This is a genomic window from Nevskia ramosa DSM 11499, assembly GCF_000420645.1.
Lineage (GTDB): Bacteria > Pseudomonadota > Gammaproteobacteria > Nevskiales > Nevskiaceae > Nevskia > Nevskia ramosa.
The window spans coordinates 208,487-229,683 of the sequence record NZ_ATVI01000008.1 but is presented as its reverse complement, the minus strand read 5'-3'; the positions used below and the strand labels follow the sequence as shown (position 1 = coordinate 229,683).

Annotated in this window: 17 protein-coding genes and 1 pseudogene; 7 read left to right on the top strand and 11 right to left on the bottom strand. The window is 64.7% G+C overall.

The features are described 5' to 3' along the window. The first annotated feature begins 94 nt into the window (after nucleotides 1-94). Nucleotides 95-1,318, top strand: a complete 1,224-nt coding sequence (locus G513_RS0114615) for an acyl-CoA dehydrogenase family protein (protein ID WP_022977599.1) — start codon at nucleotides 95-97, stop codon at nucleotides 1,316-1,318. Here G513_RS0114615 and G513_RS23210 read toward each other — a convergent pair whose 3' ends face one another. Continuing rightward, entirely contained in the window at nucleotides 1,319-2,710 is a 1,392-nt protein-coding gene (locus tag G513_RS23210) for a short-chain fatty acyl-CoA regulator family protein (protein WP_022977598.1), read from the bottom strand. A gap of 166 nt (nucleotides 2,711-2,876) precedes the next feature. Here G513_RS23210 and G513_RS0114605 point away from each other — a divergent pair, with 166 nt between their 5' ends. From G513_RS0114605 to G513_RS0114580, 6 genes are all read left to right on the top strand, one after another. Beyond that, a complete protein-coding gene (locus G513_RS0114605; protein ID WP_022977597.1) occupies nucleotides 2,877-4,403 on the top strand; it encodes a CoA-acylating methylmalonate-semialdehyde dehydrogenase in 1,527 nt (508 codons plus the stop codon). Nucleotides 4,404-4,428: 25 nt separating this feature from the next. Then, nucleotides 4,429-5,589 (top strand): acyl-CoA dehydrogenase family protein, encoded by a 1,161-nt coding sequence (locus tag G513_RS0114600; RefSeq protein WP_022977596.1) that lies wholly within the window; start codon nucleotides 4,429-4,431, stop codon nucleotides 5,587-5,589. Beyond that, the gene (locus G513_RS0114595) at nucleotides 5,586-6,383 is read left to right on the top strand and encodes an enoyl-CoA hydratase (RefSeq protein ID WP_022977595.1); all 798 of its coding nucleotides are present in this window, start codon (nucleotides 5,586-5,588) and stop codon (nucleotides 6,381-6,383) included. The genes G513_RS0114600 and G513_RS0114595 overlap by 4 nt, the downstream gene beginning before the upstream one ends. Then, entirely contained in the window at nucleotides 6,376-7,548 is a 1,173-nt protein-coding gene (locus tag G513_RS0114590; RefSeq protein WP_084711549.1) for an enoyl-CoA hydratase/isomerase family protein, read from the top strand. The genes G513_RS0114595 and G513_RS0114590 overlap by 8 nt, the downstream gene beginning before the upstream one ends. 83 nt (nucleotides 7,549-7,631) lie before the next feature. Beyond that, nucleotides 7,632-8,510 carry a 3-hydroxyisobutyrate dehydrogenase gene (gene mmsB / locus G513_RS0114585; RefSeq protein WP_022977593.1) on the top strand — a complete coding sequence of 293 codons (879 nt, stop codon included), beginning with the start codon at nucleotides 7,632-7,634 and terminating at the stop codon, nucleotides 8,508-8,510. 186 nt (nucleotides 8,511-8,696) lie between these two features. Beyond that, on the top strand, nucleotides 8,697-11,465 hold the full coding sequence (locus G513_RS0114580; protein ID WP_169560659.1) for a helix-turn-helix transcriptional regulator: 2,769 nt from the start codon (nucleotides 8,697-8,699) through the stop codon (nucleotides 11,463-11,465). Between the two features lie 9 nt (nucleotides 11,466-11,474). Here G513_RS0114580 and G513_RS0114575 read toward each other — a convergent pair whose 3' ends face one another. The 10 genes and pseudogenes from G513_RS0114575 to bchC form a co-directional block, all read right to left on the bottom strand. After that, nucleotides 11,475-12,269: a hypothetical protein gene (locus G513_RS0114575; RefSeq protein WP_022977591.1), complete on the bottom strand. Its 795-nt coding sequence runs from the start codon at nucleotides 12,267-12,269 to the stop codon at nucleotides 11,475-11,477. A 255-nt stretch (nucleotides 12,270-12,524) separates the two neighbouring features. Beyond that, entirely contained in the window at nucleotides 12,525-13,658 is a 1,134-nt protein-coding gene (gene pufC, locus G513_RS23205; protein WP_022977590.1) for a photosynthetic reaction center cytochrome PufC, read from the bottom strand. Next, nucleotides 13,655-14,638: a photosynthetic reaction center subunit M gene (pufM, locus tag G513_RS0114565; protein ID WP_028475577.1), complete on the bottom strand. Its 984-nt coding sequence runs from the start codon at nucleotides 14,636-14,638 to the stop codon at nucleotides 13,655-13,657. Before pufM ends, pufC begins: the two co-directional genes overlap by 4 nt. 10 nt (nucleotides 14,639-14,648) lie before the next feature. Beyond that, entirely contained in the window at nucleotides 14,649-15,473 is an 825-nt protein-coding gene (pufL, locus tag G513_RS0114560) for a photosynthetic reaction center subunit L (RefSeq protein ID WP_022977588.1), read from the bottom strand. Between the two features lie 116 nt (nucleotides 15,474-15,589). Then, entirely contained in the window at nucleotides 15,590-15,796 is a 207-nt protein-coding gene (gene pufA / locus G513_RS0114555; protein ID WP_022977587.1) for a light-harvesting antenna LH1, alpha subunit, read from the bottom strand. Between the two features lie 94 nt (nucleotides 15,797-15,890). Further along, a pseudogene (gene pufB / locus G513_RS25525) lies at nucleotides 15,891-16,034 on the bottom strand (light-harvesting antenna LH1, beta subunit); the annotation flags it as partial. A 142-nt stretch (nucleotides 16,035-16,176) separates the two neighbouring features. Beyond that, on the bottom strand, nucleotides 16,177-17,640 hold the full coding sequence (gene bchZ, locus G513_RS0114545; protein WP_022977585.1) for a chlorophyllide a reductase subunit Z: 1,464 nt from the start codon (nucleotides 17,638-17,640) through the stop codon (nucleotides 16,177-16,179). Beyond that, complete coding sequence (gene bchY, locus G513_RS0114540; RefSeq protein ID WP_022977584.1) at nucleotides 17,640-19,163, bottom strand: chlorophyllide a reductase subunit Y; 1,524 nt, start codon at nucleotides 19,161-19,163, stop codon at nucleotides 17,640-17,642. The genes bchZ and bchY overlap by 1 nt, the downstream gene beginning before the upstream one ends. Nucleotides 19,164-19,182: 19 nt before the next feature. Continuing rightward, the gene (locus G513_RS0114535) at nucleotides 19,183-20,199 is read right to left on the bottom strand and encodes a chlorophyllide a reductase iron protein subunit X (protein ID WP_022977583.1); all 1,017 of its coding nucleotides are present in this window, start codon (nucleotides 20,197-20,199) and stop codon (nucleotides 19,183-19,185) included. Beyond that, nucleotides 20,196-21,137 carry a chlorophyll synthesis pathway protein BchC gene (gene bchC / locus G513_RS0114530; protein WP_028475574.1) on the bottom strand — a complete coding sequence of 314 codons (942 nt, stop codon included), beginning with the start codon at nucleotides 21,135-21,137 and terminating at the stop codon, nucleotides 20,196-20,198. Before bchC ends, G513_RS0114535 begins: the two co-directional genes overlap by 4 nt. Nucleotides 21,138-21,197 lie beyond the last annotated feature (60 nt).

Below are 21,197 nucleotides of genomic sequence, written 5' to 3'. Positions count from 1 at the left end.
GGTCGCCGATGCTGTCGCCGAATCAAACCCGCCATAAGTTAGGCGCGGTTTGCCCGTCAGCCTCTAGGATTCGCCATCCCCAACGAGACACCCCATGAGCCAGCCGCCGCGCAAAGCCGAGTCCCTGTACAGCGACATCTTCCTGCCCGAGGAAACCAAGGCGATTCGCAAGGAAGTGCGCGCGTTCTGCGACGAAGTGCTGGCGCCGGTCGCCCATCGCCTGAACACCACGCCGGAAGCGAAGGAGAACTTCGCCCGCGCCGAATTCGAGGCGATGGCGAAAGCCGGCATCTACGAAATTCCCTACGCGGCAGACGTCGGCGGCCGTGGTCTCGAGTACCCGACGCTGGCGACCCTGACCGTGCTGGAAGAGCTGGCCTACTACTCGCCGTCGCTGGCCTCGGCGCTGTACGACGGCCAGGCGATTCTGGTCGGCAAGACCCTGGAACGCGCGCCGGCGCACATCCGCAATCACTACCTGCCGAAGCTGATCAAGGGCGAGTTCGTCGGCTGCTTCGCGACCAGCGAGCCGAATGCCAGCACCGATCTGTCGGTGAAGTCGATGGAAACCACCGCGACGAAAGTCGACGGCGGCTACCTCGTCAACGGCATCAAGCGCTGGATCACCAACTCGCCGGTCGGCGATCTGATCCTGGTGCTGTGCAAGACCGGCGAAACCCTGACCATGCTGGCGGCCGACATGCACCAGCCGGGCGTCACGGTCTCCGCACCGGATCTGAAGATGGGCAACCACGTGCAGCTGACAGCCGACATCACGTTCAAGGACGTGTTCGTCGCCGATGACCATGTCGTCGGCCCGAAGGAAGGCAGCGGCCTGCGCACCGCAATCAGCGCGCTGGTGCTTGGCCGCATGGGCATCGGCGCGGTCGGAGTGGCGATGGCGCAGTCGGCCTTCGATTTCTCCAGCCACTACATGACCCAGCGCAAGGTGTTCGGCCAGGAACTGGCCCGCATGCAGCACTGGCAGTACAAGTTCGCCGAGTACGCCACCCAGTTGGAAATGGCTCGCAGCCTGTACCAGAAAGCCGCCATCCGCTTCGACAAGGAAGGCGGTGCCGACATCGAAGCGGCGATGGCCAAGGTTGTCGGCTCGCGCCTCGCCTGCGACATGGCGCGCGACGCGATCCAGGTCTGCGGCGCCTACGGCTTCGTCAAGACCTTGTCCGGCCCGGGCAAGAACTTCCCGCTGGAATCGATCTACCGCGACGCCAAGATCGGCGAGATCTACGAAGGCGCCAACGAGATCCAGAGCTGGGTCATTGCGCGGCACATCTTCGGGCGCGAGTACACCGGCTGATCAATGCTCCAGCAATGACGGCGCCGCTCGCTGCGGGCAACGCTGCCGTTCGCAGACCTTGCAGCCGGTGCCGATCGGCGTTGCGGCCGCGGGGTCAGACAGATCCAGGCCGCGTGAGTAGATCAGCCGATGCGCATGGCGCAGATCGCAGCCGAGGCCGATCGCGAAGGTTTTCTGCGGCCGGCCGTAGCCGACCGGGCCGCTGACCACCTGACGGGCGAGCCACAGATAGCTGCGGCCATCGGGCATCACGGCGGTCTGGGTCAGCACTCGTTCGGGCTGGCTGAATGCTTCGTAGACGATCCACAGCGGGCAAGTGCCGCCGATCCGCGAGAAGTGGAAGTCCGCCGCCGAATGCCGCTTCGAGACATTGCCGGCACGATCGACTCTGACGAAGAAGAACGGTAGCCCCGGCATGCCCGGCCGCTGCAGGGTCGACAGGCGATGGCAGACCGCTTCGAAGCCGACACCAAAACGGTTTGATAGCCGCTCGATGTCGTAAGCCAGTTCCTCGGCCGATTGCAGGAAAGCCGCGTACGGCATCACCAGCGCGCCGGCGAAGTAGTTGGCCAGACCAATCCGTGCCAGGCGCCGCGATTCATCGCTGGTGAACTTGGCATGGGTGATCAGCGAGTCGAGCAGCTCGCCGATTTCCAGCTGCGCCAGCTGCACGGCCATCTGGAACGCCTGCTGGCCGGGGCGCAGGTGATCCGGCAGGCGCAGGGTTCGGGTTTCCGGATCGTAGGCTCGCTTGGCCAGCGCGCTGTCATCAATGCGGTCGTTGCTGGCCGCAATCTGCAGCCGCACGCCATGCCGCGTGTTCAGGCGCTGCGCGAGCCGGGTGGCGGCATCGCCGATGGTCAGGGCGCTGTCGGCGAAGATCGCTTCCGCCGCTTCGTCGAGTTCGGCGATGTGGTTGAGTCGTTGGTTGAAGTAGTCGCGCACCTCGTCGTGAGTTCCGGGCAACGCGAACGAGGCCAGCTTGTGACCGTCGCCGAGGCGCGCGGCGAAGCTGTCGGCGCGCTCGGTCAGGCTGCGGTTGCGGCGATGCAGTTCGACCACCGCGCGCGCCACCGCCGGCATGTTCGAGGCCAGCGAGCGCAGCTCGGCCATCGAGATCGTTTCGGTGCCGGCACCACCGCCGACTTCGGCAAGCACGTCGCGCACGTCGGCGATCAGGCCGGCTTCCTTGTCGTCCGAGAACAACTGCACGTCGACGCCGAACTGGGCGTTGATGCGCAGCAGGATCGGCACCGTCAGCGGCCGCTGGTTGTGCTCGATCTGGTTCAGATAGCTCGGCGAGATATCCAGCGCCTTGGCCAGCGCCACCTGGCTGATGCCGCGCTCCTCGCGCAGACGCTGCAGCCGCACGCCCATGTAGGCCTTGGCCATCTCAGGATTCTTCGCAATCTTTGCAAACGGAGCGGGCTTTCTTCACATCAATTCGCCTTTTCAGTGCTGTTTATTGGCTGCTGGATGCGAATAATGCAAAACATCGCCGCGCTTGAACAGGGCGCGCCCCAGCCCAGCGAATGGGCGATCCACCCGAGGCTTCCTGATGACCGTTGCTGACCGCTCCACCTTGCTGGCAATTCCCACCGTGAAGCTGCTGATCGGTGGCGAATTCGTCGAATCGCGCACCACGCAGTGGCGCGATGTCATCAATCCGGCCACGCAGGCCGTGCTGGCCCGGGTGCCGTTCGCCACGCCGCAGGAACTCGATGCCGCCGTCGAGTCAGGCAGACGAGCCTTCAAGACTTGGCGCAAGACGCCGATCGGCGTCCGTGCCCGCATCTTCCTCAAGTACCAGCAGTTGATCCGCGAGAACATGAAGGAGCTGGCTGCGCTGCTCACCGCCGAACAGGGCAAGACTCTGCCGGATGCGGAGGGCGACATCTTCCGCGGTCTCGAAGTGGTCGAGCACGCGGCCAACATCGGCATGCTGCAGATGGGCGAGCTGGCCAACAACGTCGCCACCGGCGTCGACACCTTCACGCTGAACCAGCCGCTCGGCGTCTGCGCCGGCATCACGCCGTTCAACTTCCCGGCGATGATCCCGCTGTGGATGTTCCCGATGGCGATCGCCACTGGCAACACCTTCATCCTGAAGCCGTCAGAGCAGGACCCGCTGGTGACCATGCGCCTGGTCGAACTGGCGCTGGAAGCCGGCATTCCGAAGGGCGTGCTGAACGTCGTCCACGGCGGCGAAGCGGTGGTCAACGGCATCTGCGATCACCCGGAAATCAAGGCGGTTTCCTTCGTCGGTTCGACCAAGGTCGGCACCCACGTCTATCGCCGCGCTACCCTGGCCGGCAAGCGCGCGCAATGCATGATGGGTGCGAAGAACCACGCCGTGGTGCTTCCGGACGCAAACCGCGAGCAGACCATCAACAATCTGATCGGCGCTGCCTTCGGTGCTGCCGGCCAGCGCTGCATGGCGGCATCGACGGTGGTCTTCGTCGGTGATTCCAAGGACTGGATCGCCGATCTCGTCGCCCGCTCCAAAGCCCTGAAGCTGAACGCCGGCCACGAGTCCGGCACCGATGTCGGCCCGGTGATCTCCTGCGCCGCCGTCGAGCGCATCAGCAGCCTGATCGAACGCGGCATTGCCGAAGGCGCCAAGCTCGAACTGGACGGCCGCAAGCCGCTGGTACCGGGCTACGAGCAGGGCAACTTCGTCGGCCCGACGATCTTCTCCGGCGTGAAGCCGGGCATGTCGATCTACGACGAGGAAATCTTCGGGCCGGTGCTGGTGATCCTCGAAGCCGCGTCGCTCGACGAAGCCATCGAACTGGTCAACAGCAATCCGAACGGTAACGGCACGGCGCTGTTCACCCAGTCCGGTGCCGCCGCACGCCGCTTCCAGGAAGACATCGATGTCGGCCAAGTCGGCATCAACGTGCCGATCCCGGTGCCGGTACCGCTGTTCTCGTTCACCGGCTCGCGCGCTTCGAAGCTCGGTGACCTTGGCCCGTACGGCAAGCAGGTGATCTTGTTCTACACGCAGACCAAGACCGTGACCCAGCGCTGGTTCGACGATGAGACCCTCCATGTCGGCGTCAATACCACCATCAGCCTTCGCTAAGCCGCCGAGCCCGGCGGCCGCGACCATGAACTTCGCACTCAGCGAGGACCAGCTGGCCTATCAGGACGCCGCGCGCAGCTTTGCGCGCGGCGAACTGGCGCCGCATGCGGCGCGCTGGGATGCCGACTGCGAGTTCCCGCTGGAGACCATCGCCAAGGCCGGCGAGCTGGGCTTCTGCGGCATCTACACGCCGGAAACGCTCGGCGGCCTGGGCCTCAGTCGGCTCGATGCTTCGATCATCCTCGAAGAACTCGCTGCCGGCTGCACCAGCACCGCGGCCTACATCACCATCCACAACATGGTCTGCTGGATGGTCGCGCGCTGGGCGCAGCCCGGCATCCGTGACGAGTGGGTGCCAAGACTCGCGCGTGGCGAAGCGCTGGGCAGCTACTGCCTGACCGAGCCCGATGCCGGCTCGGATGCCGCGTCACTGAAAACCCGGGCCGATAAGCGCGGCGACAAGTACGTGCTGAATGGCAGCAAGGTGTTCATCTCCGGCGCCGGCGCGACCCATCTGCTGGTGGTCTTCGCCCGCACCGGCAGCGGCGGTGCCAAAGGCATCTCGACCTTCGCCGTGCCGGCCGACGCACCCGGCATCCGCTACGGCAAGAAGGAACACAAGATGGGCTGGAACAGCCAGCCGACGCGGGCGATCAGCTTCGACAACGTCGAAGTGCCGGAAGGCAATCGCCTCGGTGTCGAAGGCGAAGGCTTCCAGATCGCGATGAAGGCGCTGGACGGCGGCCGCATCAACATCGCCACCTGCTCGGTCGGCACCGCGCAGTCGGCGCTCGATCGCGCCCAGGCTCATCTGAATACCCGCAAGCAGTTCGGGCAGACGCTTTCCCAGTTCCAAGGCTTGCAGTTCCGGCTTGCGGACATGCTGATCGACCTGGTGTCGGCCCGGCAGATGGTGCGGCTGGCGGCCTGGATGCTGGACAGCGGCAGCCCGGACGCCAGCACCTACTGCGCGATGGCCAAGCGCCACGCCACCGACATCGGTTTCGAAGTCGCCAACCAGGCGCTGCAGTTGCACGGCGGCTACGGCTACAGCCGCGAATACCCGCTGGAACGGCACGTGCGCGACAGCCGCGTGCACCAGATTCTCGAAGGCACCAACGACATCATGCGGGTCATCGTGGCCCGCGCCATCTTGCGCGAAGGCGCACCGGAGATATTGCGATGAGCAGCCCCAGCAACACGAGCTACACCAACCTGAAACTCGAAAAGCGTGGCCATACCGCCATCGTCACGCTGAACAATCCGCCGGCTCACACCTGGACTGCCGACAGCCTTGCAGCCCTGAAGCAGCTGGTGCTCGATCTGAACGCCGACCGCGACATCTACGCGCTGGTGATCACTGGCGAAGGCGCCAAGTTCTTCTCCGCCGGCGCCGATCTGAAGCTGTTCGCCGACGGCGACAAGGCCCGCGCTCGCGACATGGCGCGCCGCTTCGGCGAAGCCTTCGAAACGCTCAGCGCCTTCCGTGGCGTCAGCATCGCCGCGATCAACGGCTTCGCGATGGGCGGCGGTCTGGAATGCGCACTGGCCTGCGATATCCGCATCGCTGAAACCCAGGCGCAGCTGGCGCTGCCGGAAGCGACCGTGGGCCTGCTGCCCTGCGCCGGCGGCACGCAGAACCTCGCGGCGCTGGTCGGTGAAGGCTGGGCGAAGCGGATGATTCTCTGCGGCGAGCGCATCGACGCAGCGACTGCGAAAGACATCGGCCTCGTCGAACAAGTCGTGCCGACCGGCACCGCGCTGGAGGCCGCGCTGAAGCTAGCCGAAGCGACCGCGAAGCAGAGCCCGACCAGCGTCGCGATCTGCAAGACCCTGATCCAGAGCACGCGCGGCGTGCCGCTGAAGCAGGTGCTGCCGGTGGAGCGCGAAGCGTTCGTCGATCTGTTCGACACGCTCGATCAGAAAGAAGGCGTGAATGCCTTCCTCGAAAAGCGCAAGGCGGAGTGGTGCAATGGCTGATTCCGCAAACCTGCCCCAATCAAGCTCATTGGCAGCGCCCGTGCTGTTCCGCGAAGCCGCAGCGGCCGTGCTGTTCCGCGAAGCCGCAGCGGCCAACGGCAGGAAGATCGGCTACGCAAGCTTGAACAGCGAGAAATCGCTGAACGCGCTGAGCTTGGCCATGATCCGCCTGCTCGATGCGCAACTGCGCACCTGGGCCAGCGATCCGGCCATCGCCTGCGTGGTGCTGCATGGCGCCGGCGAGAAAGCCTTCTGTGCCGGCGGCGACGTGCGCAGCCTGTATGACGCGATGCGCCGTCATCCGGCCAGCCTGCCGAACCCAGACACCTTGCCGTTCTTCGCCGAGGAATACCGGCTCGACCATTTCATCCACCACTACCCGAAGCCGATCCTGGTCTGGGGCAGCGGCATCGTCATGGGTGGCGGTCTCGGCCTGTTCGCCGGTGCCAGCCATCGCGTGGTCACCGAAACCTCGCGGGTGGCGATGCCGGAAATCACCATCGGCCTGTTCCCGGATGTCGGCGGCAGCTGGTTCCTGCCGCGGATGCCGGGCCGCAGTGGCTTGTTCGTGGCGCTCACCGGTGCCTCGCTGAACGGCCACGATCTGCTGCGCGCCAAGCTCGCCGATCACTTCGTGCGCGCGGCCGATCGCGAGGCGATCTTCGCGGCACTCCCAACGGCTGAATGGACCGGCGATGCCGCGCTGGATCGCAACCTGCTCGGTGCTCAGCTCGAAGGCTTTTCGGCCCAGGCTGTCGACGCGCTGCCGCCCTCGAAGCTGGAAGAACACGCAGCCTTGATCGCCAGCCTGTGTGCAGGTGATTCGCTGGCCGCCGTGGTCGACGCCATCACCGCTTATGCCGGTGAAGACAACTGGCTGCGCAAGGCGGCGGCTGCGCTGAAAGCCGGCTCGCCGACCACCGCTGCGCTGATCTGGGCCTTGTTCCAGCGTGGCGCCGCGTTGTCGCTGGCCGAGGTGTTCCGCCTCGAACTGATCGTCGCGCTGCAGTGCTGCGCACAGCCGGATTTCGCCGAAGGCGTGCGAGCGCTGCTGGTCGACAAGGACAACGCACCGCGCTGGGCAGCGGTGACGCAGGCTCATGTCGATGGGCATTTCCTTGCGCCGGTCTGGCCGGAAGGCGTGCACCCGCTGGCTGATCTGTAGCGCGCCAGTCTCCCCTCTCCCGGAGGGAGAGGGCTATCACGCCTTTTCTTCAGCATTTTCTTCGAATTTCCGGAGTACCCAACATGCAACCAATCGCATTCATCGGCCTCGGCAACATGGGCGCGCCGATGGCCTTGAACCTGCTGAAAGCCGGTTTCCCGCTGCGCGTGTTCGATCTCGCTGCCGAGCCGCTGCGTCGCTTGGCCGAAGCCGGCGCGCAAGTCGCCAGCAGCCCGGCCGATGCCGTCGCCAGCGCCGAGATCGTCATCACCATGCTGCCGGCCAGCAAGCATGTCCGCAGCCTGTATCTCGGCGATGCCGGTGTGCTCGCCTCGGCGAAGCCGGGTGCGCTGCTGATCGATTGCAGCACCATCGCCGCCGATGCCGCACGCGATGTGGCCGCAGCGGCAACGGCGCTCGGCTACACGATGATCGACGCCCCGGTCTCCGGCGGCACCGGCGGCGCTACGGCCGGCACCCTGACCTTCATCGTCGGCGGCACGGCAGAAGCGCTGGAACGCGCGCGGCCGGCACTGAGCGCGATGGGCAAGAACATCTTCCACGCTGGCGGCAGCGGCGCAGGCCAGGTCGCCAAGATCTGCAACAACATGCTGCTCGGCGTGCAGATGATCGGCACCATCGAAGCGATCAATCTGGGCGTGGCCAGCGGCGTCGATGCCAAGGTGCTGTCCGAGATCATGGCGAAAAGCTCGGGGCGCAACTGGACCCTGGAGGTCTACAACCCCTGGCCGGGCGTCATGGAAACCGCACCCGCTTCGCGTGGCTACGCCGGCGGTTTCGGCAGTGATCTGATGCTGAAGGATCTCGGCCTCGCCGCCGAAGCCGCCGAGACTGCACAGCAGCCGATCGCCCTCGGCGCGCTGGCTCGCGAGCTGTACAAGCAGCATAGCGAAGCCGGTCATGGCGCGCTGGATTTCTCCAGCTTGCGCGAGCAAGCGTAGGTCGGGCCACGCCCGAAGGTGCCCCGGCCAACAAAGCGAGGGCCGCAGGGCGGGAAAGCGGTTTCATCGCGCATCCCGCCGTCCGCGAATGGCGGGATGCGCCGCGAGAAGATGCGGCTTTCCCGCCCTACCCCTGGCGGTCACGACCGTTACAATCTCCGGACCATACCGATAAGGGCAGGTCCGGTGGCCAACGACCTCAAGATGCCCGCCCGCAAGGCGAGAGGAGCAAAAGCAGGACGTCTGGAGCCACCGAGCTTCGCGTTCGCGTTGGTGCCAACCCGGCTGGTCGAGGAACTGACCCGCGACGACCTGCCGCTGCCGAAAGTGGTCACCGTCGTAGCACCCACCGGCTACGGCAAGACCGTGTTCTCGACGGCGCTGTACAAGCACGTCACCGCGCACGGCATGCACAGCCGCTGGATCGCGCTCGATGATCGCGACACGACGCTGGAGCGGGTCGTCCATCTGCTCGAAGACAGCCTCGACGCCCATCAGGCCGAGCTTGATCCGGTGCAGCACCTGACCCGCGGCGACGAGCCGATGGAAGGCCGCATCGACGCCGTGCTCGAAGCGGTGGCCCGGCTGCCCGATCCAACCCTGATCTTCATCGACAACCTCGGCTACTGCGCCGACGAGACACTCGGCACCCTGCTCGATCGTCTGGTGTTCCGCACGCCGTCGTCGGTGCATTTCATCCTGTCGAGCACCGAGCAGCTGCCGATGAATCTGGCCCGCGCCAAGCTCGAAGGCCGCTTGCGCGAAGTCGGCTACGCCGAGCTGAGCCTGCGGCCTGCCGAAGTGCGCAGCCTGCTCGGCCCCGAACTCTGCGCGCAGCTGGGGCCGGAGGCGGTCGACAGCATCGTCCGTCAGACCGAGGGCTGGCCGGCGGCGGTACGCCTGACCCAGATCATCCTGTCCGCCGCCGAACGGCCGCTGGAAGCGCTGGAGCGTTTTTCCGGTGCCGACGAGGATCTGTCGGATCTGCTGAATCGCCAGGTACTGGCCGATTTCACACCGGAAGCGCGGCAGTTCCTGCTCGAGATCGCACCACTGCGCAGCTTCTGCGCCGAGCTCTGCGGCCACGCCACCGGCGACGACAACGCGGCCAAGCATCTGGCGCTGCTGTTGCGCCGCAACGTGTTCGTGATCCCGCTCGATCGCAACCGCAGCTGGTATCGCCTGCACGGTCTGTTCCGCGAGTTCCTGATCGAGGAAGGCCAGCGCACCCTGAGCACCGAACGCCGCCACCAAGTGCTGGAACGCGCGGCCGAATGGAGCGAGCGCGGCGGCCATTGGCAGGACGCGATCGACTACGCGCTGCAGGCCGGTTCGGCAGCGCTTGCAACGGCGATGCTGGAGCGTGTCGCCGCCTTGTTCGTCCGCGATCGCGGCGATCTTCGCCAGTACATCGACTGGATCGAGCAACTGCACGCCGGCGGTCACGAGGTCGGCTGGGAAGCCTATTTCTGGTACGTCTGGGCGCTGGTCTTCCATCGCCGCTACGACACGGCGCGACTACAGAACGAGCGTCTGACCCAGCGTGTCGAACGCGAGCAGAAGGCTGGCCGCGATCCGGCGCAGATGGCCGACCTCAAGCGCCGCACCGAGGTGATCCGCGCCTGCGTCGACACCTATACCGATCGCCTGGTCGATGCCCATCGCCTCGCCAACGCCTGGCTGACTGGCATCGGAGCCGACGATCCGTTCAACGTGGCGACCGTCGCCAGTGCCGCCGGCATCTCGCTGAGCAGCGTCCACCGCTTTGTCGAAGCCCGGCAGGTGATGCGCACTGCGCAGGCGGCGATCGCCCAGTCACGCAGCGCGTATGGAATTGGCTGGGTATCGATGCTGACGGCGATGATCAGCATCTTCGAAGGCGATTTCGCCGCCGTCCACAACGACATCCTCGCCGCCCTCGCCCGCAGCCGGGTTGCGCTCGGCGACAACGCCGGCATCACACGCACCATCGCGCTGGTTGGCGCCAAGTGCGCGGTCGAGATGGGGCAGGACGAGGAAGCACGCGGCCTGCTCGCCCAGGGCCTGCACTGGGCGCATACCCACGGCATCGTCGATACCGCTGCGGTTGGTTTCGATGCAGCGCTGAAGCTGTGGTCCGGCCGGCCGGATGATCCAGTGGCGATCCCTCAGTTGCGCGAGATTGCCGCCGGCTATCCGCCACGGCTGGCGCTGATGCTGTCCTGCCTGATCGTCCAGCGTCTGGTGCGGCTCGGCCGGCTCGGCGAAGCGCTGACCGAAGCGGCGCAGATCGGCCTCGGCATCACGCTCAATGCCGATCGTCGTTTGCCGGCGATCGAAGGTATCGACAACCCGCGCGTCCGCGAGCTGTACGCCGCTGCGGAAATCGAGCTGCTGATCGCGGCCGGCCAGTTGCGTCAGGCAGAAACCCTGATCGCCGAGGAAACCCGGCTGGCCAAGCAGGACGGCCGCATTGCCCGGCTGGTCGAGCTGGCACTGGCGGAAACGACGATCGCGATCTGCTCGCACAACCCGCAACCGGCGGCGCGGCATTTCGTCCGCGCCATCGGGCTGGCGGCGCGCCGACGCATCGTCCGGCCGTTCCGGGATCGTGCCGAAACCATCGCCGGCCTGGTCAACGAAACCAAGGCCACCGCCTGGGGCTTCGCGCTGGACGAGGAGCGCAAGTTCTTCTTCGAGATCTGCAACGGCCTGCCGCTGACCAACTCCTTCCTCGTCGATCATCTCGACCAGCTGCAGGGCGACAACCCGTTGCTGGAAACGCCGACCGCCCGCGAACTGCAGCTGCTCAGCCTGATCGAAGCCGGGCTGTCGAATCAACAACTCGCGGACCGCCTGAACCTGTCGGTGGCGACGGTGAAATGGCATCTCTACAACCTGTACACCAAGCTCGGCGTGTCGAGCCGCTCGGCAGCGCTGGCACGCGCCCGAGCGCTCAACCTGCTGGCGCGCTAGCCGTCCGGACTAGGCGCGCGGATCGCCCGGCAGGAAGCTGCCGGTCACCGTCTTGTAGGCGTTCGAGGTCTTTTCGCCGGGCACGCCGTCAACCTTCAGGAAGATCTGCGGGAAGCCGCCGAGCCAGCGTTGCAGCGATTCCACCTGGGCGACAATCGCGACGTCGGTCGATTTCTTCATCGCGTAGCGCGGCACCGCCTGCGCAGCAGCGGGCACTGCAGCCGGCACGGTGAACGCGATCTCGCCCAGTTCGGCCATCCGGCGCAGCAGCACGGCGGCACCGCATTGATCGCTGGCGGCCGTCGGCGACCAGACGCCGTCCTTGACGTACTTGCCGCTGACATAGTGGTTCGAGAAGCTCCACAGATACGGCGACAGCGTTTCCGGATGATGGGTGCGATAGCCCCAGCCGTTGTACAGCTCGAGCCGGAACAGCGTGCCGGCCAGACTCCAGTCGGTGCTGGCGTCGAGCTTTTTCAGGCCCAGTGCATCGGTGGCGCTGACTTCCCAGGTGAACGGCGGCGGACCGAGCGGCCGGCCTTTCGGCACCTGCACGGTGCGCGCGGTCAGCGGATCGCCGTTGTGCAGATGCTTGGTGAAGTTCTGGCTGGACTCCATGTTGTGAGTCGCAGCGATGAAGTGCCAGGGCACGCCGGTCGCCCTCGATACCGCTTCATAGCGAGCGCGATTGCCGATCAGCTTCTTGACCAGATCGTTGACTGTCTTCGCTCGAGTCGGATTGATCACACAGCGGTTGAACAGCGATTCGTACTCGGCGCGGAGCGCGGCAGTCAGGGTCGGCATGGGAGACCTCGGCAATGGATGAGCGTGGTGCCATTGCAGCGACAGCTCGCATGGCCGTTGGAATCTAGCGAACTTGCTGGCCGCGTGATCGGTGATGACCGATGTCGGCCGTGAACCTGATCACGGCTGGACCTTACTTCCTCGAATCCCCGAACAAAAAAAGCCCCGGGACGACGTTGATCGTCCCAGGGTTGAGGTCAGCCATCTGCGGCAGTGCTGCCACGGATGGCTGTGTTGCGGAGTGCGGTGACTCGCTCAGCCCGAGGGCTTGGCGGTCTTGTCCGTCGCAACTGCTGGCGCCTGTGTGCTGCTGGTCTCGGCCGGCGGTGCTTCGCCTTCAGCCGGTGCGGCGGCAGGTGGCGCGACCACGGGTGCCGCAATCGGTGCCCCTAGCGCGGTCACGTAATCCTTGAGCATCGGCGCGCCGTACAGCGGCTTGTAGGCACCCTGATGGCAGGTCGCGCAATTGAGCTTGGCAACGTCGCCAAGCGGGCCCTTGCGCTCCTTCGGAAAGACATCGGTCAGCGACTGCAGGTAATCCTTGTTCAACTCGCGCGCCATCCGGATGCCATGCCAGGCAACGGCACGTTGCGGCGGCGCCTGCGTCCATTCGGCAAAGTTCCGGGAGTTGTGGCAGTACGTACAGTTGACGCCCAGGCTCTGCGACATGTGGGTCATCAGCGCGAACGTCCATTCTCCCTGCTTGATCGACTTGCGATTGCCCGGCGCCAGCGCCGTGGTGCCTTCGATGCGGATCGGTTCGGCGTTGAGCAAGAATGGCGTGAACGGATCGCCTGGCAGCGATGCGCCATTGATTGCGGCAGACGAGCGGTTCTGACCCGCGCGATTGCCCATCCCACCTTGCGCAGTGTTGTCGGCTTCGGTGTACCAGATGTTCGCCGGCACCGGCTGACCGCGATGGCAGGTGTAGCAGGTAACACCGGTCTCCTGGACGTGCGGCTTCCAGGTGCTGTTGATGTGCTGCGTCATCTCCAGCATTCGCCGGGCAACGACCTTCTGGTACTTGCTGTCCTCGGCGAGATTGGCCGGATTGTGGCAGTACGCGCAGCCTTCCTTCGGCGCCACCCAGGAGGTCATCGCCAGCATCGTGCGATTGAACTCGCCGATGCTCAGACCGCCCAGGACCTTGACGTTCTGGTAGATGGTGCCGGCAATCGGCCCGCCTTCCGCAGCGGCCGGCTGAGCCGCCGGCGCTGCGTTATGCGCAGCCTGTTCGGCGACGATGCGCGGGTTGTAGACCTGAACCATGCCGGTGCCGCGATAGCCATGCTGCACGTCCTCCACCGGAGGACGCTCGCAGCCGGCCAGCAACAGCGCTGCAGAAGCCAACGCCAACAGCGTCTTCATTCGATAGCCGGTCTGACTCATGGCAGCGCTCCTGGAAGCGTGGCGGGATCGACCGTTGGCGCCCACACGGCCGGATAGGCCGCGACGATGTGGTGCTTGATGCCCCACAGGTACCAGTTGTCGACGACGGTGCCGGTCAGCAGGATGCCGATGCCGCCGGTGATCGGGCACAGCACTGCAAACCACCAGGCCCAGCGATGCACCGATTCCATCGTGCCGTTGAAGCCCATCGTCCAGCGCCAGAACAGTGCTGCACGTTCCGAGGCCGTGCCGCGGTCGACGATCTGCTCCAGTTCGCGCTCACCGCCGTAACGGCTCACCGCGAGAATGGTGGCGCCGTGCATGGCGAACAGCAGCGTGGCGCCGTACAGGAAGGCGATCGATAGCATGTGGAACGGGTTGTAGAACAGGTTGCCGTAGCGAATGGAAAACGCGGCGGTCCAGTCCAGATGCGGGAAGATGCCGAACGGCACCGCTTCACCCCAGCTGCCCATCAGGATCGGCCGAAAGAAGCCGAGCACCAGATACAGCCAGATCGCCGCACCGAAAGCCCAGGAGACATGCGGGCCCATGCCATGCGCCTTGGCGCGCTGGTAAGTGCGCAGCCACCAGAGCAGCACCGATGACGTCAGGAAGAAGCCGGCGATCAGCCACCAGCCACCCTGATTCAGCGGCGGAAAGCTCAGGCCATACGACGGCGGCGGCGGTTCGAGTGCCAGCCAAGGCAACTGGCGGACGAACTCGATCCAGTTCCAGCCCACCGAGGCCAGCATGTTCAGGCCGATGATCTCGAAGGCGATGAAGCCGAACAGGATCGAAGTCAGGCCCGTCCAGCCGAGATAGATCGGGCCGATCTGGGCATCACCGAACTTGCCGATCAGGTGCGCCAGAAATGGCTTGCCGTCACGTCCGCCAATGGAGCCGTCGTTCGGCAGCGGCACGCCCGGATACGGCGGGGCGGTCACCTGAACTCTAGTGAAGATATTTTGGTATTCAGCCATGACTGCCCCCTTAGCCCCAGACCGGAAGATTGAGCCACCAGCTCCACCATTCCGGCCATCCATGGGTCCAGAACGGGCCGCTGATGACGATGCAGACCGCGCTCCAGAACACCGCGCTCAGCGCCAGGAACAGGCCGAGACGATGGATGCCGAGCGCGCCGATCGAGTAACCGATGATGTCGCGGAAGAAGGTGTTCTCGTGCTCGGCAGTCTTGACCGGCTCACCCTTGCGAGGGTTGGTAGCGGACAGGATCAGCGAGCCATGCAGCGACAAGGCCAGCGTGGTCGCGAAGAAGAAACTCACGCCGAGCATGTGCGCCGGGTTGTAATGAAAATGCAGATACTGGTAACCGGTGTTCGACACCCAGTCGAGGTGACTGGTGATGCCGTACGGGAAACCATGCCCCCAGGCTCCCATCAGCACCGGTCGAACGATGACCAGCGTGAAGTACGCGAGGATGGCAAACGCGAAGGCGAACGGTACGTGCAGACCCATGCCGAGCTTTCGGCATATCTCCACTTCCCGCAACGCCCAGGATACGAAGGAGCCGAGCGCGCAGACCGTGATGATCTGCCAGAGCCCGCCCTCCTTCAGCGGTGCGATGCCCAGTCCATACGACAGATCGGGCGGCGCAATGCTGATCTGCCAGACATTCCAGGTTGGCCCCAGCGAGGCGCCGTAGACGATCAGCGCAGTACCGAGTGCGGCAAAGAACGCGGTCGTGATGCCGAAGAAGCCGACGTAGAACGGCCCCACCCAGAAGTCGAACAGATCACCCCCGAGCAGGGTGCCTCCGCGGACTCGATATTTTCTTTCAAAGCTGAGCATCGCCATGACGAAGACCCCCTGGTCTGTCGGCTGTGATCGGTTCTTCTACCGCACTGCCACCGGTGGCAGATTGGGCAGGACGAGGTCCTGACCTCATCCGCCACCGGTTGCAGGCGTTGCCGTTACGACTTTCCTGCGGAGCCCTGCGAAGGCGGCAGCGGCGACAGCTGGGAAGTGGTGGTCGGTGCTGCAGCAGCCCCGCCGCCAATCCAGTTGTAGCGCCCGGTCCCGAGCAGGATGAAGTGAATCAGGATCGCCAGAACAAACAGGAACGTGAACAACGCAACCAGCGTTCTGCGCGGATCGAAAAGTAGCCAGACTCTCCACATGGGTTTTGCCTCCTAAAAACAGATCAATACGGAATCGACGTGCGCTGGAACAGATGTTCCTGTGCTCGCCAATCACTACACGGACAGCTCAGCCCCAGGGCTTCCAGCTCCAGACGAGATAATGCGCAACCACCGCAATCGCCGTGAACAGGATGAAACTGGTGATGAACACCCCGTGAAACTCCTTCGCTTCCTTTTCCGTCAGGCCCGACAGCGACCCGCTTCTTTCTTCCGACATGTCAATACCTCCAATCAGGCCTTGCGGCCGTTACCGCGCTACCTGCGCGGCGAGGACCCCGAAACGGATTGCTCCATTTCGCCGATTCGCTCGTCCGCCTTGCGAACGACTCCACATTCGATTGCCCGATTCAATATGGCACTCACGCTGAAACACCTTCGCCGAGCGCGCTGCGCGAGCGCTGCACGCGAGCTGCAGTGACGGCTTCTTCGCCCGCGCGACGAGCATCAGCCTCGGCGCGATCGCGCAGCCGCTTGGCCGCCGAGATGCGGACCAGCACCGGCTGCGCTTCAAGCAGTTCATCAAGCAAGGCCTTGGCGTCATCAAGCCAGGGCATCTCGGAAACGAGGCGCGACGGCGTGGGCTCGACCCGGTCCATGTCCGTGCCGAGCGGCAGGATGTGGAACAGCGCATCGAACAACGCGTTGCAGAATTCCTGGATCAGATAGGTCGCCCCGGCGTAGCCCATGAACGGCGTGCCGGTGTGGCGGCGGATGATCGCGCCCGGGAACGAGGCCGGAATGTAAGTGGCCTTCATCATTCCGCCACCGCCTGATTCGGCGAGATACATGCGCTCGTTGTAGCTGCCGTAGAGCACCAGCGGCGGCTTGTCCTTGATCAGCTGACGCACCGCTTCGTTATCGGTCTTCGCGCCGGCAATGCGGGAGATCGCGAAGTTACAGGGCATGCCCATCTCGTCTTCGAGGAAATGGCGCACGCCACGGGCGTAGGTATCGTTGGCGACGATGCCGAAGCTCGCCGTGCCATAAAAATCCTGCGTCACCGAGCGCCACAGATCCCAGATCGGCTTGATCGTCGTGTGCTTCTCTCGCTCGATGAACGGCTCCGGATCGAGCCCCAGCAGCTCGCCCAGCTTGCGCAGGAACTTGGTTGTCGAATGGAGTCCGATCGGCGCTTGCAGATAAGGACGCTCCAGCGTCTCGCAGAGCAGCCGTCCGAACTCGCGGTACAGGCAGACGTTGACGTCGGCGTTGATCAGCTTCGGGATGTCGGCCAGATGACTGCCGAGCGGAAACACCAGGTTGATCTCCGCACCAATGCCTTCGACGAGGCGGCGCATCTCGGCGAGATCGCTCGGCATGTTGAAAGTGCCGTAGCTGGGGCCGATCAGATTGACCCTCGGCTTCTCACCCTCTTTCCGTGCCTTCCGCTCGGGAATCTTCTTGGTGCCGTACTGCGTCCACAGCCAATTCATCGCGCGATTCGCGCACTGCCACTGATCTTCATCGATGGTGCGTGGCAGAAAGCGCATCAGGCCAGTGCCTTCCGGGGTGACGCCACCGCCGATCATCTCGGCGATCGAGCCGGTGACGACGACTGCGGGCATGTCCGGATCGAGTGCGGCATGCGCGCGCTTCATCGAGCCTTCGGTCCCTTCGCGGCCCAGCTGTTCTTCGGCCAGACCGGTGACGACGATCGGCAGTTCATGCGGCGGCAGCGCATCGGTGTAATGCAGCACCGAAGTGACCGGCAGATTCTCGCAGCCGACCGGGCCATCGATGACCACCTGCAGGCCCTTGATCGCCGTGAACACATACACGGCCCCCCAATAGCCACCTGCGCGATCGTGATCGAGGACGAGCATCAGATCGGCTCCTCGACCTTGGAAGCCTTGCGGGCCTTTTCCATCTTCTTGGCGTAGCTGGCCCGGAATTCGGGGCGTGCCTTGGGCAGTTCTTCCCAGACACCGGCGTTGTCGCCCTTGCCGACGCCGCCGAAGAATTCGTCCATCGCCAGGAAGCGGTCGCGATTGGCCATAGCCGCGTTGATGACCGTCGCCAGCGAACCGGCACCGGCCGGGCCCATCAACGGACGCGCGGAGATCAGATTGGTGAAATAGAGCGCCGGCGTCTTGCGTTCTTTCGCGTACTGCACGACCGGTGTGGTGCCGATCGCCAGATCCGGCTGGAATTCGCGGATCGCCGCAATGTCCTGTTCCAGCGAGGCGCGATACTGAACATGCACGCCTTTCGCCAACAGCCATTCACGATCCGGATCGCTCCATTTCGTCTGTGGGCAGGCGGTGCCGACATAGCGGACATCAGCGCCACTTTCGACCAGCAAACGCGCGACCAGCAGTTCGGAACCTTCATAACCGGACAAGGTGATGCGGCCCTTGATCGGCATCTTTGCCAGAGCGCCCTTGATCGCAGGCAGGAAACGGTTCTTCGCGGCACCGATCAAGGCTTGCGAAACATTGGTCGCCTGCCCGATCGCCTGCAGCCAGGCTTCGGTGCCGTCATAACCCACCGGCGCCGAGGCGACGACCTTGCGACCGGCGGCATCGAATTCACGGACGCTTGCGGTGTAGAACGGATGGATCGCGGCGACGGCCGCACAGTCCAGTGCCGAATAGAGTTCACGCCATTCGCGGGTCGGTACCACCGGGCCAGCCGCGAGGCCCATCGGCTCCAGCATCATGCCGATGATCACCGGATCGGCCGGGAACATTTCGCCCAGCAAGGTGATGGTCGGCTTGGCACTGATGCCACCGCGCGGCGCCTGTACCGGGCCGGCTTCGGCTTCGCTGCGGGCGTAACGGAGCATCGCGGCGGCAAGCACATCCTTCGCTTCGGCATGGGTCGGAACGCCGAAGCCCGGCACATCGATGCCGATCACGCGAACGCCGTTGATCTCTTTCGGCAGGATCTGCAGCGGCACGCCGCTGGCCGTCGGCACGCAGAGATTGATGATGACGATGGCGTCGTAGTTGACCGGATCGGCGAGCTTGAAAACCGCTTCGCGGATGTCTTCGAACAGCTTGCCGGTGACCAGCGTTTCGGAGTTGAACGGCACGTAGCCGACGGTGCGACGGGCGCCGTAGAAGTGCGAAGTGAAGGTCAGGCCGTATACGCAGCAGGCCGAACCACTGAGCACCGTCGCCGTGCGGCGCATGCGCAGACCGACTCTCAGCGAACCGAAGGCCGGACACATCGACTGCGGCTGATCGTGCGGCCCTTTCGGGTAATCCTTCGCGTACTGCTCCAGGGTGATGGTCTTGCCGGCAGCCTTCGCCGCTTCGAGCATCTTGTCCTTGCCCGAATGGCAGCCGAGCCCGTCGCTGTTCAGCGCTTGCGGATTCGACAGGATCGGGGCGTCGTCGGCCATGGCAGATTCAGGCTCTGGCTCAGACGTTGTCGTAAACGACTTCGAGCGAGGTCTTGACGATCTCGGTCTTGCCGCACATGTCGAATTCGGTGGCCGGCGTCAGCACGTAATCGCGGCCGGTGGAATGCGCCGAGAACAGGCCAAGCAGGCCGTCCTGGCTCAACGGTGTCGGCCGCATCGGGACGCTGTTGTGGACGTTCTCGGCCAACTCGGCGAACAACGGTCCCCATTGCGAACCCGGCCGGCCGACGATCTCGTAGTTCGCGCTCTTGCGGCGGATGTCGTCGTTGGCAGGAATCGTCGCCAGCACCGGAATGCCGACATGCTGCGCGAAGCTCGCTGCTTCACCAGTGCCGTCATCGCGATTGATGACCATGCCGGCGACGCCGACGTTGCCGCCGAGCTTGCGGAAGTATTCGACCGCCGAGCAGACGTTGTTGGCGACGTACAGGCTCTGCAGATCGTTGGAGCCGACGACGATGACCTTCTGGCACATGTCGCGGGCGATCGGCAGGCCGAAACCGCCGCAGACCACGTCACCGAGGAAATCGAGCAGTACGTAATCGAAGCCCCACTCGTGAAAGCCGAGCTTTTCGAGTGTTTCAAAGCCGTGGATGATGCCGCGTCCGCCGCAGCCGCGGCCGACTTCCGGGCCGCCGAGCTCCATCGCGAACACACCATCGCGCTTGAAGCAGACATCGCCGATCTTCACTTCTTCACCAGCCAGCTTCTTCTTCGAACTGGTCTCGATGATCGTCGGGCAGGCTCTGCCGCCGAATAGCAGCGAGGTGGTGTCGGACTTCGGATCGCAGCCGATCAGCAGTACCTTCTTGCCCTGCTGCGCCATCATGTAGCTGAGATTGGCGAGCGTGAAACTCTTGCCGATGCCGCCCTTGCCGTAGATCGCGATGATCTGCGTTTCCTTGGTCACCGGACCGGTGGCAATAGCGTCCGGTTCTTGCGCGGCTTCCATGCGCAGGTACTCAGTCAACTGGCTCAACGGAATGGCGCTCACGCCATCGTCGGGTGCGCTCATTGGGGCTTGCTCCAGTCGAGAATCATCTTCAGGCAGGCGGGATCGCCAAATGCCGTGCGGTAGGCAGCGTCGGCAGCCGCTACCGGCTGGCGATGAGTGATCAGGCCGTCGAGCGACAGCGCACCGGACTCGGCCAGGTGCTTCACGGCGAGCAGATCCTGCGGCTGCCATTGCGCTGCGATGCGCAGCCGCGCTTCACGCATGAACGCCGGTGGAAACGCGAACGACAGACGCTCGCTGTAGAAACCGGCCAGCACGATTTCGCCGCCAGGGGCGAGACGCGTGACCAGGGTGTCGAGCAGCGCGGAGTCACCGCTGACATCGACGATGGTTCGATAGTCGCGGCGTGTGTCGGCAGCCGGATCGACCACCGGATAAGCGATGGCGCCGCTGGCGCGATCGGGATTGCTTTCCCAGACGGTCGGCGCAGTGCCGCCCAGCGCCACCGTCAGGCGAGCCAGCAGACGGCCCAGCACGCCGTGGCCGACGATCAGATCAGGCAATGAAGCGTCGGCACCGGCCAGCGCGTGATAAGCAGTGGCGGCGAGCGCCAGCAAGGTGGCCTGTTCACCAAGACGTTCGTCGACCGGCATCGCCTTGGCGCCCGGTACCACCACCGTGGCCGCCGCGCCGCCGAACAGACCGTGAACGTGACCGAAGCAGCGGGCGCCCGGCACGAAGACCAGATCGCCGACCTTGCTGCCGGAGCTGGAACCCGCTTCCCGGATGCGGCCGACCGATTCGTAACCCGGCACCAGCGGATAACCCATGCCCGGAAACATCGGCATGCGGCCGGTCCAGAGCAGGCGTTCGGTGCCGGTGGAGATACCGCTCCAGCAGATATCGACCACCACATCGTCGTTGCCAGCCGGCTCCAGCTCCAGGCGCGTCAGCGCCAGGCGTTCCGGTTGTTCAAAGACGACGGCGATGGTGTTGATATCCGATCCCCCGGTTCGCACAGCCTGCGGTTCAGTCCGTTGATCGGACTTTTCCTGTGA